Raw genomic sequence first — 14,616 nt, forward strand, 5'->3', positions numbered from 1 at the left:
AAAACATCTAACTAGGGCCTCTCGTGTGAGAGGCTATTTTTCTTATCTTTTAATTGGCTTATAACCGACCAAACCAAAAAACATAATGTAGGCATAACAAATGATTGGAAATAAAAATGAAGCCTGCAAACCGAAAATGTCCGCAACTAAACCTTGCATAGGCGGCACTAGAGCACCACCAAGAATAGCCATTACCAATAGCGAAGACCCTTGGCTAGTATCGTCGCCAAGACCAGCAATAGACAATGTAAATATATTCGGCCACATAATTGAGTTAAATAAACCTATCGCCGTAATTGCCCAGAATGCGGTGGTGCCAGAACTTAATACCCCGATAAGTAACAAAACTGAGGCAATGAAGGCAAAGGCAGACAAGGTAGCCGAAGGTGCACCACGACACAGCAATACGATAACGATATTTAAAGCAATAAAAATGAGAAAAGGGAGACTATCAATTAATGACAGTCCAGCGATGGTCGTAATTAGCAAGAATAAGACTATCGAAACTACAAACATTGATAGTAAACGATAGAACTTCGAAGACCAATTACTCATTGCTATCGAGCCGACGAACCGGCCGACCATAGCACCGCCCCAATAAAGTGCAAGTAATTTGCTTGCTTCAACTTCTTCTACATTTAAAATTTCAGGCAATGTGGTGAAATTAATTAGAAGGCTCCCTATCGCCACTTCAGCACCAACATAACAGAATATCGCGCCAATACCCCAAACTAAATTTTTATATCGAAGGGCGCTGCCAGAATTTTCTTGGTCTTTTTTGCCTAAGCTTGGAAGCTCAACGAAAGCAATTCCGATGGCAAGTAACAAAAATGCCGAAGCAAGAGCTGCATAAGGAATTTTCACCGAATCTGCGGCGTTAGTACTTGTATTAAAAAATTCGAAAATTAGATAACCGCCAATTACTGGAGAAATAGTAGTGCCAAAAGAATTAAATGCTTGGGATAAATTCAATCGAGCGGAAGCAGTTTCAGGTTTTCCCAATAACGCAACATAAGGATTAGCTGCTATTTGCAATAAGGTTAACCCCAGGCCTAAAGTAAATAATGCAAATAGAAAAAATATATAGATTTTAAATGATGCCGCAGGAATGAAAAGAAGACAGCCACATGCAGCAATGATCAACCCCAATATCAACCCTTTTTTATAACCAATACGAGCTATTGGATCACCACGAGTCGCACTAATCGCAAAATAGATAAGAGAGCCTATAAAATAGGCACCAAAAAAGGCAAACTGGACAAGTGTAGATTGAAAAACACTTAATTCAAAAACGTTTCTTAAGTGGGGAATGAGAACATCATTTAGCGCAGTAATAAATCCCCATGCAAAGAATAATGCTGTTACTACTGGAAATGCATAAGAGTAATTACTTTCTTTTGGGGATGACATAAAAATTCTTCTTTATTATGCTGAACATTTAATTTGGCACACTCCATAAAAAGGATTTAATACTTATATGAAGAGATATTCAATATGAAATCAAAACGATAACAAACCGAAATGTGACGCTGAAAATTTTGCAAAAATACCGCTAGGCTTTATCACCGGAACTAAATATAATACCTTTAACAATACAAATGTAAACGATTGTATCAAATATCACAATAAAAATCTTAAAGTTAAGTATGATGAAATAAGATATTCATTTTACTTTTTTATCTAAAAGGTGACTCTAAAGATAACGTAGCCACCATTTTTTAGAATTACGTTTATATGTTGCGAATTTCTTCGTAGGGTAATATGAAGAAATCATTAGTAGAATTCCTCCACTCCATATCCCTAGTACACTGTAAAAACCTATCTGCTCCCCACTTCCAGGATTTAAAACTAATGTAGTAAGAACTTTTGCAAGCACTAATAGATACAAATGTAATATATATACAAACATTGGAGCAGAACCGAAAACTTTTAATACACGAGTTAACATATTCTCTACGTTTTCCAGTCTCGGCAAAATTAGGAAGCATATACCCAATGTTAATAATAGAAATAACAAGGATGGTGGATATTTTGTGTAATTTATAAACGACATAACAGACTTAACGATACTGTCGCTGTATTCCCAAGATAAGGTTTCACCATAAATATTAAAACTTCTCAAGAGTAACATTAAAAGTAAACAGCCAAGGCCTAAGAAGAATAATATTTTTCTGCGGGAGTCCGGGCTAAACAGCTGTGAATAAATAGGCCCCAAGGAGTAACCTAGGACAATAACACCTATCCATGGCAATACGGGATAACTGACATAAATATTAACAAAGCTATCTGAAAGCAGATAACCTCTGTCATGCAGAATTGTCCATAAAATATATCCTGATTCGCTTGTATCAAATGAAATTGGGGTGAGCAAATTGTGCCCAAAAACAATTATTAAGCCTAGGGCAAACAACGGCCATCTGGGGATATGAACAAGTACGGCTAAAGCCATCATACTTAGACCTGTTGCCCAGATAACTTGCAACCATATATTTTTAGGGATAGGTGAAACATTCCACGCGATGGCAATTACTGTTATCTCTAGCACAACTAAGAATAGACCTCGGGTAAAAAGAAAACGACTTGGACTCCTAATTTCCCCGGAAGTGGGGTGAGCATATAGCCAAGCAGACAGCCCCGCTAGTAAGATAAAGCTAGGAGCACATAAATGCGCCAATGAACGAGTAAAAAATAAGGCCGTTGGAATAACATCAATATTCAGAGGGTCTGACACCTTGTGCTGGAGATAAAACATATCTCTAACATGATCTACCATCATGATCAAAATGACCAATCCACGCATGATATCAATAGAATCAATTCTTTTACGTCTTACATTATTTTTGTTTGCTTGAGCTTCGGTCAATGTTTATACACCATTTTGTTTCGCCAATATTTAGTATTATTCTGTCATCAACAGGCATTATATTTTAAGTTTTAACTCAATCAGCAATTCAGCCAATTGTAAATGATAAACAGCGCCATTTAAGACCAGGGAATGATTTCATTCGCTTTCAAGAGATAGCGTCAAAGCTTTATGAATAAATTTAATTGAAAGATTGGATAATGTGCTTGGAAAAGGTTAAGAGTGTGAATAGATCAATACTAGCCTAAAAGCTTAAATTAGTCGGTAGAAGAATAACTTAATGAAATTCAGATAAATATATTGGAACTTTTTTTTAATATTAAGTACGATACCGCTAAATAAAATTAGCGATGATTCCTAAAATAAATTAACGCTATCTTTATTTTCATCATGGCGTTTATGATAATAGGTAAATATATCTGACTCTAAATCTGAAAGTAATTCTAATACTTTATTACTTGCATCTTCCATTTTTTCTATTTCTATGAAAGCGCTATTTATATTATTTTTTTCAACATTTCTTAACGCAGCAATGCCATATTCATGTACTTGGTGATGTACTGTTTCCATCTTTTTAAAGGATTGAAGATGACTGTAATATTTTTTCCCATTCCCTTGATAGTACCATTTGCCTAGACGGCATTCAGTATGATCGGCAAAAGCAGAAATATCTTTATTAGACTGTTTCCAGAAAACACGATATACCTCACTTTTCCACACAAGGTGGTCTAATTTTACCGTTTGTATAAAGCTATTCTCAGAAGAAATGGATATGGATAGCGCCATATTTTTAGCAAGGCCAATAAAATCGTCAAATATTTGTAGTACCGACCCTGTAAGTTTTGAAAGTTCAGAACTAGTTTCATTAGATTGACTAATACCAAGAGAAACATTTTGTGTTTTCTCAGATATGGTGTGAACCAAGGTGGTAATTTCCTGTGACGCAACAGCCGATTTTTGTGCAAGAGAGCGGACTTCATCGGCTACTACTGCAAACCCCCGCCCTTGTTCTCCTGCTCGAGCGGCTTCGATGGCAGCATTTAACGCTAGTAAATTAGTTTGGTCAGAAATAGATTTTATCTGTGAAACAAATGTCTCAATCTTTTCACCCACACTAGTCAGCTCCTCAACCCGTTCAGACGCTGTTTGGGTTTCATTGTTCATACTTTGCAAAGAACTGCTTACAGTGCTGAGAATGTCCTTCATTTCCATATAATTGATCGATGATTCAGATAAGCCTTCCTTTTGCGTGCGCATATTTTCTGCATTATCAGCGGTAGTTTCCCTCAGTACACTAATGGTATCGCTATTAGAAAACCAAATGTTCTGAAAACGCTGCTGATGTTCTATGGATTCTTGTAAACTTGCATACTTATCTTCGCTAACTTGTCTCAAATCCTGAGCATGTCTAAGCTCTTCCTCTAAGCTCTATATCCTGGATTTTAGCTGGCTGATTTCATTAGTACTCGAAGAATCCGCGTCAGACTTGAACCAATGTATTAGAAAGTTTGCCATATCAAAATATTGTCATAATTTATGAAATTAGGGATATACCTACTCTAGAGTATAGTAGAGATTCTAAGGGATGATGTGAGGCTCAGTCAGAGCTTTGAAGGGCAATATTGAAGTCCTCTTGGTAAAAATAATACCCTAGTAAAAGCTTGTTTTAATAACAATGGATTTGTTACCCCCTAGGGGTAAAATGACACAGGACACACCCAGCTTATTTTTTATACAAAACACTAGATATACTCAATGCAGTGGATTAGCGTTTTCACTAAAACGCCTCTTACTAGTACTTGTCGTATCTAATTCTCTAGCAAAGAGAAACTGTAGATAATTCATACAAAAAAGACCTAAAACAAGCTTAGTTTTAAATAGATAATTAGGCGCCTTTTATATTTACAAAATATCCTAAAATGACACCTATAATATTACCTATTAATAGACTACTGTTTTTAATTACAGTATAATAACACCTCATTCATACAGTGCATAAGGAGCTTTCCATTGACCTATCAAATCGTGTGTACGTATGTATCTCGCTGTATTTCTACTACCCTGAATAAATATACTTGTTTATTTTTTTAATAAAATCGCATTCGCTATATCTATTTAACAGATGACTTTAATAGTAACTAATGATAAACATTTTAGTTGCTAGTAGTTCGTCTATCGTTAAAAAACATTACTAGAAATTTCCGATAGCTTTATCGAGAATATTAAAAGCATTTATATTGTTAGTTAGGAATTTAGCCTTACAACTAGAACACTAACCAAATAACTATTGATGTAATTATCAGCAATCTAGAATTTAAAAAGACAGATGAAAAACAACCTTTAAGGAGCAACATATGTTAAGCAATAAGACTATAGCTAAAGTTAATTTTCCCTTGAGCGCTTTACATTTAGAAAGTTTTCAAACAGAAAAGGAAGCAAATTTTTTTATTGATTATATGCTCAGCAAAGATTATTCATGTGTATTGACGAAGACTGAAAGCAAGTTTTTTGTATCTGTTATTGAACTGCAAATGGGCGAGGAAAAAGTTGCAGTATAAAGGGTTTTCATAGAACTCTATATTAATCGCCATTTTATAAAAGCACTAGAACATAATAGCAATTATTAGTCCTTTATATAATTATCAACCAAGGATGGTTGAGCATTTAATTTATATTTCTTTTGGCAAATCAAGTGCAGCCATTACACCGCCTTCTACATTATTTAAAACAATACGACCATGATGAAGATTGACAACTTCTAAAACGAAGCTGAGTCCCAAGCCTGTACTTTTTGGTGCTCCTTCGGGGCGAGGTAAAGAGTAAAAGCGTTCATAGACACGATTTAATGCGTAGTCAGGTATATGTTCGCCTTGGTTTTGAATATGCACAGAAATAAACTTTTGATCGATAACAACTTCAATAATAATAGTGGTGCTATTAAAACCGAAGTCAATTGCATTATCGAGCAAATTATCCACCGCTAGTTGCAAGAGCGCTTGATCTCCATAGGTTTCAGCATTAAGTTCCGGATAAATTGCTTCTAATTTTATACTTTTAGTGTCAGCTTTAGCTTTCTTTTGATTAATCGCCGTTTGACAGATTTTTACTATATTCACATCACTAGAATGTTCAAGGCTATTAGTATTTTCCAAAGCGCTAAGGTATAGCATTTTATTAATTATTGACTCTATGCGATCAGACTGTTGTTGAATATTACTTAAGAATCGCTGCTGTATCTCTACTGGAGTTTCTACGGAGATCAACTCGGCAGCTCCTTTTATTGCCGCCACAGGACTTTTTAATTCATGGGTGAGTTGCTGCACATACTGCTCGACATAATGCTTACCTTCTAACTCACGTCGCATGCTTTCTAAAGCTAATACTAATTGGTTTAATTCCCCACGCCCAAGCTTGGGCAATTTTACTCGTTCGCCGAGTTTTACTTTTTCTGCATATTTAACAAGCTGGCTAATGGCCTGACTGAGCCAATATGAAATAAAACCACCAACTATTAGAGAGATAAATAAAAGAAGCATCCCTTTTCGCAGAGCACTTTGGCGACTAGTATCAAGAAAGGGTTGCAGAGATATATTTGGTGTGTAAGTTGTCACCACACCAATAATTTCACTATTTTTAAGAATCGGCGCAGCGACATGCATTACCGTACTAAAAGGATCATTAGGATCTTCTTGGGTTGATCTAGCACCGTACTTACCACGTAACGTTAAATAAACATCGCGCCATTTAGAAAAGTCTTTTCCCTGATGCCGTCCTGCTGAATCGTATATCACTGTGCCATACTTATTTGTGACATAAAAATTTAACGTGATATTTTTCTTCGGAAAACCCCAAATTTTAGCGTCTAATTCACGGGCTTTTACATTGTCAAGCGCACTTTGGATATTTGGGCTAATTGCGCCTCGAGCAACTTGCTCTTTTAGAATTTCAGCAAGAATATTAGACGTATCAGCAAGAGTGTACTCAACACTTTGACGAACAACAGGTTTAATTTCTTCCACTAGGGTGTTGACCAAAAACCAAGCGGCAATTCCCACAACGATGAAGTAGCCTGCAAAAATACGACTTGCGAATGTCAGTTTCATAGACGGTTGAGGCTATACCCCAGCCCTCGATGGGTCTTAATCACATCACATTGATCATTTACTTCTCGCAATTTAGAACGCAAAGTCTTGATATGAGTATCAATTGAGCGCTCCATACTCGCAACAGATTCGGGCCAGATAATATCCATTAATCTACTGCGAGAAAAAACTCGCTCTGGATGCTCGGCTAAGGTTTTAAGTAGTAGAAACTCATAACGAGTTAGGTTAAGAGACTCACCAAAAAATACGACAGAAGCTTTTTCTAAGTCAATCTGTAGAGTTTGCTCTTTATTTAGCTTACTTAGTTCTTGTTGAGAGTCACGCTGAAAGCCATAACGTTTTAAAATAACTTTAACTCGTGTGGCGACTTCCCTTGGACTGAAAGGCTTAGTGACATAATCATCGCCACCAATTTCGAGGCCAATAATCCGATCTATTTCACTATCTCGAGCGGTCAAAAATAATACTGGAATATCACTAAATTTACGTATCTGCTTGCACACTTCAATACCACTAATATCGGGCAAGCCTATATCCAGTACTATCAGCGCATAATTATCCGAGGTATTATGATTTGAATAGACTAAGTCAATCGCATCCTTCCCCAATTGACACGTCTCAACAAAAAAGCCCTCACACTGCAAGGCATACTCAAGTGTCTGAGCTATTGTGGGTTCATCATCAACAATTAAAATAGTATGCTTTTGCATAAAAAGTAACGAATTCTTAGGGGCTAGGGCCTATTACTAACGGGGCAGAAACGAATAGTACACATCAGTACCAGACCTTCGGAGGCAGGAAGCCGACGCAGAGCGTACAAGGATGTATTCACAGCGCGTCTGGTGATGGTGTGTATTCTTTTCAAGTTCCTTGGTAATATGTTAGAGTCAATGTGAACACGCCCTAGCATAACAGCTATTTAGCTAATAGATATTCTAAGTTTTCATCTATTACAGATAATTCTACATCTTCCATCTTAGCAGTCTTTTTCGATCTCACAGCGTACAAGGAACCACTAACTACAATTTTAGCTTTGTTTTTATTTAATGTCACAATATTCATAGAAGCAAATGTTTTGTCACTGTCATCCAGCATGTATAGGTCGCCCGTAGACAAACACGAAAGGTCTAGATCACCCACTTCTGCTTTTGAGGTCTCAAGCTTTTTATCTTCAGTGAGGGAGTCTTTAGCAAAAGTAACGGTGCACTCTTCCAAAGTATCGGTTGAAAAAGAGATACTGACTCCTGGTTTATCATTATAAGTAAATTGATAGCTGCTAACACTAGTGACACCCGTCGTAGTTTCTTCTGCTGACTCATCACTATCATCGTAGTCGGCAGATGTATATTGCGCATCTGAATCTTCAGCCGATGTATAAGATGTTTCGTCCAAATCTTCATTGCTGCCTGAGTCACAGCCAATAACAAAAGCAGTGGCAAAAACCATCAACAAGCTTTTCATTTCTTTTGTTAACATTTTTTATCTTTTCCTATTATTGATTATCTAAGACAACTCCATTGAGCCTAGCTACCTTGTTGTTGCAGGAAAGCAAGTGTTTCTTGTTCATCCATTTCAGTAACACTGGCTAGTATGGCAGAGTATTGTGCACTAGTCGGTGCAAGAATTTTGTATACTGTTTCGAAGTATTGACTATCACTAGAGACATACTCCAACATTAGCTGAACCTGTTCATCTGTAAAATTCATCTTTTTTGCCAACCACTCAAATGATTTGACAGACTCAATCATCAATGCCGTATTGATATCTTCAAATGTAATATCCTCACTGGTAATCGCATCTTTGGCATCTTCAAGTATGGCAACATCGTCATCGGCGATTGCAAGGCGAATTGCATCCTTGCCTTCAGTACCATTGTTAAATAGTCCATAACAATATTGGTGAAGGTCTGAGAAGCTGTTCCCTTCGGGCATTCCAACTAGGTAGCTCACCCACTTTTCTACATCGTCACCTGATATTTTTTTTGTCAGATCAGGCATTTGGCTTGGTATTTCTCCAATAAGATCTTGTAATTTTTCTTGATCGACTTTCTGCCAAGCCTTAACAACATCTTCACTCAAGCTCTCTAACGCAGCATAACCCTGATCGATCATGGTTTGATAATCTGGGTTCTGAGCCGCACCTTCGAGCCCAGAGAGCTGTTCTGCTAATGCTGGATCATCACTGTCCACAAGCTCATCTAGGAATGAGCCACACTGTTTCGCCAATAATTGATCGCTAATTCCCATCGTATTGGTGGTTAAAATAGCAAACTCATTTTGATTCATATTTTGCTCGTATAAATTTTATGATCGGATAGTATTTTCAATTTCTATGGAATTTAGTTCACACTGATATTGCCAAGCCGTATCTAATAAAGACTCCATTTTCTGTCGCACTGAGTCTCTTTCTACCGCAGCAATTTCAATATTCAATTGTAGATTCCAACTGTTATTACCTTCCTGGTCGATTTTAACATCCCCCACAAGCTTTTCTGTCTGCTGAATTTGATCTCTACATTGCGCAGCCGAACTCTTATCTGGCGCCCATATTTCAATTTGCATGAATGCTTGGTTTTGGCACTCTACCCACGAATCCCACTTATATTCCATTTCTCTTTTTTGCTCTTCTAGATTGTCTTGTTTTGACGAAAAGCGTTTTTCGGGAGCTGAACTGTCTTGTTTGTTTAAACGCATCATCCAAATAGCAGCAATATATAAAACGGGCATCAATATAAAAACGCTGCTTGCGATCCATGCAAGTATGAGCGATAGCAGGGAAATAACAGGAAACATCCACAACAGCTTAACGAGAAACTTTCCACTGGAAGAGTTTCTCTCACTGCCGTAAACACCGAAGAAAGACGGTATTATAGGAAAATTAACAAGTCCAAATAGGACAAAAGCCACTAATAAAAATGTCGCTATAGCCAATAACAAAATTAAAAACTCCGATTAAATCATGAGTAATCCTAGTGACCCTCCAGCGAGACTAATCGCTAAGATTGCTTCAAACTCTTTTGACTTGGCAACACGTGAAGCGGTAGCCATGGCCAATTTTGCCGTGATTTTCAACTCAGCCATCATTTTATCAAGCAATTTCTTTAAGGCACTCTGGGATATTTCTACACCGAGGCCAACAACTCTTGCACACTCGCCAATAAACCTGACAGCAGCAGACCAAATATTGGAGACAAATGTGATACCTGATTTTAAGGCTAAGGCAATTAGATCAAAAACCGTAGCTATTCCAGTGACAATTTCACCAGTAGTTGCCAACATACCGCGCAAAATTCGTAATAGGATGGCCATTCCTTTGTTGCCAGCGACACCAAGGCTGCGTTTTAGCCAGTTTTCATCATTTGACCATGACTGGAAATAGTGTTTATCCATATCTATTTCAGCCAGTGACGCAGAGCGCACAGAATCCCAGCTCTTGGCACCGACACTCGATATATAGTAATTAGTATCATGGTTATCCATGCTGATCGAGCTGATAGGCGATTTTAAGAAAAAGTTATTCCGGTCTTTAATATGTGGATGAACATGAATATAAGGTGCAATTGGGATCATCGGAATCGGATCAAGGTTATGACTAACACGATAAATATTTTCCTCTCCAAGTAAAGCATTCATCTTTTTGTCATAAGCAGCATCTTTAAGACCTACACGAGGAGCCCCAAAGGTATAAAGTTTAACATTGGCCCCTTTTTTAGCAGCAAATATCGCAACAAGATTTGCAACGGCTCCCCCTAGACTATGGCCAACACAGTGAACAACATCAGCCGCATTAATCACATCACCAGCAGATGACAATGTTGGCATTAACGATTTGTATGTATCATAAAAGCCACTATGCACAGGCCCAATGCCAGGGAAGTGTCTGCCTATACTGATATTTACATCCGTTAATAAATCAGGATAGCCAATTTCAGGCCGTGTTCCCCGCGTAGCAATCACCAGATGTTGCTTGCCGCCACGCTCAAATTGCAGCATATAACCAAAGCCTGTCTTAACTCTTCCAAGCAGATTACTCCCTGTGGAACCACCAATGGTTTTAGTTACAGAGCCACCTGAAATTCCAGTTTTAGCTACAGAAAGAGGGCCTTTACCAACAACATTGCGACTAACAACGGAGTTGCTGGCTTGCCCTCTACTCACCTTCGGTGCTTTACCCTTAGCGCCACTCATATTGAACTGGTAACGTTTTTCCCACCCCGCTAGAGTAAAGTAAGCGTTGGCAGCAATAAAAGCAGCTTCTTTAGGACTTAAGGAATAATCATCAGACATTAGAATTTTCTCCATTTCATATTGAGGTCTTAGCTAGAACGGATCTAAGAATAATTGTTATCTTTATTATGCAACCGGCTCCCTCAGGCTTTTATGCAATTATGTATGCATTTTTAATTGAGCTTACTAGGCCTACTGGCAGTGACTCACCGAGGAGGTAAATTAGTAGAGTAACGCAATAAATAGGCGTGGAATAGCAAAATAAGGCGTTTTGATGATAATTTTTACGACAAGATGCAAAATTATATTTTACGGATACTTTGACGTTATTTTTATTTCCGATAACAGAATTACTGGATTTTGCAGTCAATGACGAGAAAGTCTAGCCGCAACTTCCGTTTATTTCTTCACAAAATAACATTAGTAATCCACAGCAAAAGGTAATCCAAAAACCCAGAAAAAATGTGACAAAACTCACACTTATAGCATTCAAATGAAAACACTTAAAGCTATAAAAATTGCCCGGCCAAAAAAAAGGCCGCTACAGTAGCGGCCTCTTCGATAGTAAAATTACTTAATATGGTAAGAAATCCATATTGTAATTAAGCGTTGTTTTCAGCACATCTTTAGCACCAAAGTTAATAAGCCTAATTCTCGCTAACAATTTACGTTCTAGAGCAGGGTCTTGTAGGTCACTAGAAACAATAGAAGCAGCAACAACTTGACCTTGGCTATTAATTTCGAGCTTAAATACAACCTTCCCTTCTAAGGCTGGGTTTTTACGTAATGCCCTATTGTAAATAGCGTAAATCGCAGCTTTATTTTGATCCATCACTTTGCGAATTTCTTCTCGGCTACGAGTAGAGCGATCCGCCGCTGTCTGAGCAACCTTAGGCTTATCACCTTCACCAGCTTTCAACTTACTTTGCACAGCTGCAGTGGTTTTCTTAGCAGATACCGCAACACCACCAGTATCACGACTAAGATTGGAGGTATTAATACCACCACTACCACGCTTAGCACCGCTGGAAATAATATCGCGGCTAAGTTTAGCAGCCTCGCCCGTGCTTTGGGTCACTTCAGCATTTACCTCTGAAAGATCAAAGGAGTCGCGCAACTCTGACAACTGGTCAGCGAACTGACTAATCTCAGCTTGAGCTTCTTCCCGCGCTTTTTCAACCAACTTGACTTGATCAGGTTGTTTCTTAGGCTCAGGTGTAGGTTTTGGCTCTTCCTTTTTAGGCTCTTCTTTTTTTGGTTTTTCCTTTTCAGGTTCTTTTTTCTCTTCCGGCTTAGGTGTTGGCTTTGGCGTCGGAACTGGTGTTGGCAGTTCTTTCTTTTCCAAAACCACCTTTGCTAACTGCGGTGGCAAACGCTCTAACTCTTCTCGAGCAGGTTCAGGCACGTCCACTAGAGGAATAATGATACTGAAAATTACAAATGGTATAAGTAAAACACCGAATATTTTCCAATAACGGCGATCGTCATCTGCCGTGGAAGTCCATGGAAGCTGCAGGTTCGGCGCTGCAATAATTCTCGCCATTTTAGCCCCCCACTCCTTGAGCTTCCGGGATAGCAGAATCGTCCGGAACTTGGCTCACAGCTAATGATATATTTCGGTACTCTGACTTAGCACATGTGGTCATGATTTTTTTCAGCAAGGCGTATGGAATTTTCTCATCACCCATAATTGTAATATCACGGCCTTTTTCTTCTTCTGCTAACGAACGGTAAGGTTTGCGAGAAGCCAGATATTCTAACTCTTTTTTAAGCTCAGGTATTTCACTGTCTTCACTGGCAAGTGCTGGTTGAACATCGGCAACTTTACGGCCACCTACTAAAATATTCTGCTCACTTACCATTACCACGAGATTATTTTCAGGCTTTTTCTCAGCAACAGAAGTTGGCAAAACAATCTCTTTATTATTTTGTAACACTTCAACATCGGAGGAGTTAACCAACAAGAAGAATACCAAGATGGTAAAAATGTCCATCAGTGATACAAGGTTAAGCTTGGGCTGTTGGTTTAATCTCCGGTGATGTCTTTCCATACGTTTCGCATGTATTGATTGCTTCATGGAGAAGTTTGCTCCTTGTTCGCCGGAGATAAATTATTTGCCGGTGCATCACCTAAGGAAATCACAGGAAATAATTCAGCTTCTACTACTGAGGCGGCTACAACAGCTTTGAAGCTGCGCACAGTATCCATTGTTTTAACAATGGTTTGATAGTCGGTATCAGGTTGTGAAAGAACAAGAATATCTTTTTTGTCGATATCTTTATTCTTCAAAATACGCTTCACTTCTTGCAAAGTATCAGATAGCAATTTGAAGTCGTACACTAACTCACCGCTCGCCTCATCTTCGATTTTGGGCAAACGCTTTACCGGCACACCAGCAGGGTAATTAACGAGAAGCTCATCTTTTAGAATGATCAATTCCAATGTTTCGTTTTTTTGATCGTCGTTTGGCTCGGAATCCGCTGCCAAATCAGGCAACTTTAAATCCAGTACAGTAATGTGTGAAAACACCATACTCATTAACAGCACAGGAACCAAGATGATCATCAAATTCATAAAGGAAGTGATATCCAGATCTGCTTCTGGCTTTTTTAAACGTCGTCTATGCATGATAGTTATCGCGCTAGTTTGTCGTTATCAATATCACTTCGCGCCATCGGCTTGACGGGTGCGAGCGGCAAATGAATTTGTTGATGACATGATGTTAAGACATTTCACACCTGCCATTTCAAGGCTATCAACAATTTCTGTGGTTTTGTTTTGTAGCATCGCATGAATTAATAACAAAGGAATCGCAGACATCAAACCAAATGCAGTGGTGTTCATCGCAACCGAAATACTTTGCGAAAGCAAGCTCGCTTTTTCTGAAGGGTCAGCATTAGCAACCGCTGTAAATGCCGCAATCAGACCCATAATAGTACCTAGCAGTCCTAACAGAGTGGCGATGTTTGCAAGAGTTGCCAAATAAGGTGTGCGCTTTTCTAGACGAGGAACCGCTTCCATAACGCCTTCTTCCATCGCATATTCAATTTCATCACGACGAGGAGTTTGTTGCATACGAGCAACACCAGAAGCAACAATACGTCCGATTGGTGCTTTTGAACTACGGGCAAGATCGATAACTCCTGCATAGTCCTTTTTGCGTAGCATAGGTAATATACGATCGAATGTGCGTCGATTTGATCCTTTTGCTACTGTTAGGAAAACCCAGCGCTCTATAGCAAGTGCAAGGCCAACCACTAACACTAATGCGATTGGATACATGAACGACCCACCGTTCTGGAAAAAAGTAATAACACTATTCATAAAGCAATAGTCTCCGAGTATTTGCTCTTTGTGATCTAATTCAAATGGCTTTTGAGAGTATATTCACGATCGGACGAGATGTCATCGTGTAATAAAAAA

Annotated in this window: 14 protein-coding genes and 1 pseudogene; 1 reads left to right on the plus strand and 14 read right to left on the minus strand. The window is 38.5% G+C overall.

All coding sequences use genetic code 11. From position 1 onward, the window contains the following. Window positions 1-42: 42 nt before the first annotated feature. The 4 genes and pseudogenes from BVC89_RS26155 to BVC89_RS30815 all read right to left on the minus strand — a co-directional run. The gene (locus BVC89_RS26155) at window positions 43-1,410 is read right to left on the minus strand and encodes a sugar MFS transporter (RefSeq protein ID WP_086934039.1); all 1,368 of its coding nucleotides are present in this window, start codon (window positions 1,408-1,410) and stop codon (window positions 43-45) included. A gap of 283 nt (window positions 1,411-1,693) precedes the next feature. Beyond that, a complete protein-coding gene (locus tag BVC89_RS26160) occupies window positions 1,694-2,863 on the minus strand; it encodes an acetyltransferase domain-containing protein (protein WP_245929237.1) in 1,170 nt (389 codons plus the stop codon). 357 nt (window positions 2,864-3,220) lie between these two features. Beyond that, window positions 3,221-3,649 carry a CZB domain-containing protein gene (locus BVC89_RS30810; RefSeq protein ID WP_245929441.1) on the minus strand — a complete coding sequence of 143 codons (429 nt, stop codon included), beginning with the start codon at window positions 3,647-3,649 and terminating at the stop codon, window positions 3,221-3,223. 87 nt (window positions 3,650-3,736) lie between these two features. After that, window positions 3,737-4,120 (minus strand): annotated as a pseudogene (locus BVC89_RS30815) (methyl-accepting chemotaxis protein); the annotation flags it as partial. 1,097 nt (window positions 4,121-5,217) lie between these two features. Here BVC89_RS30815 and BVC89_RS26170 point away from each other — a divergent pair. Then, the gene (locus BVC89_RS26170; RefSeq protein ID WP_086934041.1) at window positions 5,218-5,421 is read left to right on the plus strand and encodes a hypothetical protein; all 204 of its coding nucleotides are present in this window, start codon (window positions 5,218-5,220) and stop codon (window positions 5,419-5,421) included. 111 nt (window positions 5,422-5,532) lie between these two features. Here BVC89_RS26170 and creC read toward each other — a convergent pair whose 3' ends face one another. The 10 genes from creC to BVC89_RS26220 form a co-directional block, all read right to left on the minus strand. Next, window positions 5,533-6,966, minus strand: coding sequence for a two-component system sensor histidine kinase CreC (creC, locus tag BVC89_RS26175; protein ID WP_086934042.1), 1,434 nt, complete (start codon window positions 6,964-6,966; stop codon window positions 5,533-5,535). Then, window positions 6,963-7,676 carry a two-component system response regulator CreB gene (creB, locus tag BVC89_RS26180; RefSeq protein WP_086934043.1) on the minus strand — a complete coding sequence of 238 codons (714 nt, stop codon included), beginning with the start codon at window positions 7,674-7,676 and terminating at the stop codon, window positions 6,963-6,965. Before creB ends, creC begins: the two co-directional genes overlap by 4 nt. A gap of 205 nt (window positions 7,677-7,881) precedes the next feature. After that, the gene (locus tag BVC89_RS26185; protein ID WP_086934044.1) at window positions 7,882-8,442 is read right to left on the minus strand and encodes a hypothetical protein; all 561 of its coding nucleotides are present in this window, start codon (window positions 8,440-8,442) and stop codon (window positions 7,882-7,884) included. Between the two features lie 47 nt (window positions 8,443-8,489). Then, window positions 8,490-9,251, minus strand: coding sequence for a hypothetical protein (locus BVC89_RS26190; protein ID WP_086934045.1), 762 nt, complete (start codon window positions 9,249-9,251; stop codon window positions 8,490-8,492). 18 nt (window positions 9,252-9,269) lie between these two features. Further along, window positions 9,270-9,902 carry a hypothetical protein gene (locus BVC89_RS26195; RefSeq protein ID WP_086934046.1) on the minus strand — a complete coding sequence of 211 codons (633 nt, stop codon included), beginning with the start codon at window positions 9,900-9,902 and terminating at the stop codon, window positions 9,270-9,272. A 15-nt stretch (window positions 9,903-9,917) separates the two neighbouring features. Further along, entirely contained in the window at window positions 9,918-11,252 is a 1,335-nt protein-coding gene (locus tag BVC89_RS26200; RefSeq protein WP_158658139.1) for a lipase family protein, read from the minus strand. A 514-nt stretch (window positions 11,253-11,766) separates the two neighbouring features. Next, entirely contained in the window at window positions 11,767-12,735 is a 969-nt protein-coding gene (locus BVC89_RS26205; protein WP_086934048.1) for an AgmX/PglI C-terminal domain-containing protein, read from the minus strand. A gap of 1 nt (window position 12,736) precedes the next feature. Beyond that, complete coding sequence (locus BVC89_RS26210) at window positions 12,737-13,270, minus strand: ExbD/TolR family protein (RefSeq protein ID WP_173780743.1); 534 nt, start codon at window positions 13,268-13,270, stop codon at window positions 12,737-12,739. Next, window positions 13,267-13,821, minus strand: coding sequence for an ExbD/TolR family protein (locus tag BVC89_RS26215; protein ID WP_086934049.1), 555 nt, complete (start codon window positions 13,819-13,821; stop codon window positions 13,267-13,269). Before BVC89_RS26215 ends, BVC89_RS26210 begins: the two co-directional genes overlap by 4 nt. Window positions 13,822-13,854: 33 nt before the next feature. After that, a complete protein-coding gene (locus BVC89_RS26220; RefSeq protein ID WP_086934050.1) occupies window positions 13,855-14,517 on the minus strand; it encodes a MotA/TolQ/ExbB proton channel family protein in 663 nt (220 codons plus the stop codon). Window positions 14,518-14,616 lie beyond the last annotated feature (99 nt).

The sequence above is a fragment of the Agarilytica rhodophyticola genome (assembly GCF_002157225.2).
In the GTDB taxonomy this organism is placed as follows: Bacteria; Pseudomonadota; Gammaproteobacteria; order Pseudomonadales; family Cellvibrionaceae; genus Agarilytica; species Agarilytica rhodophyticola.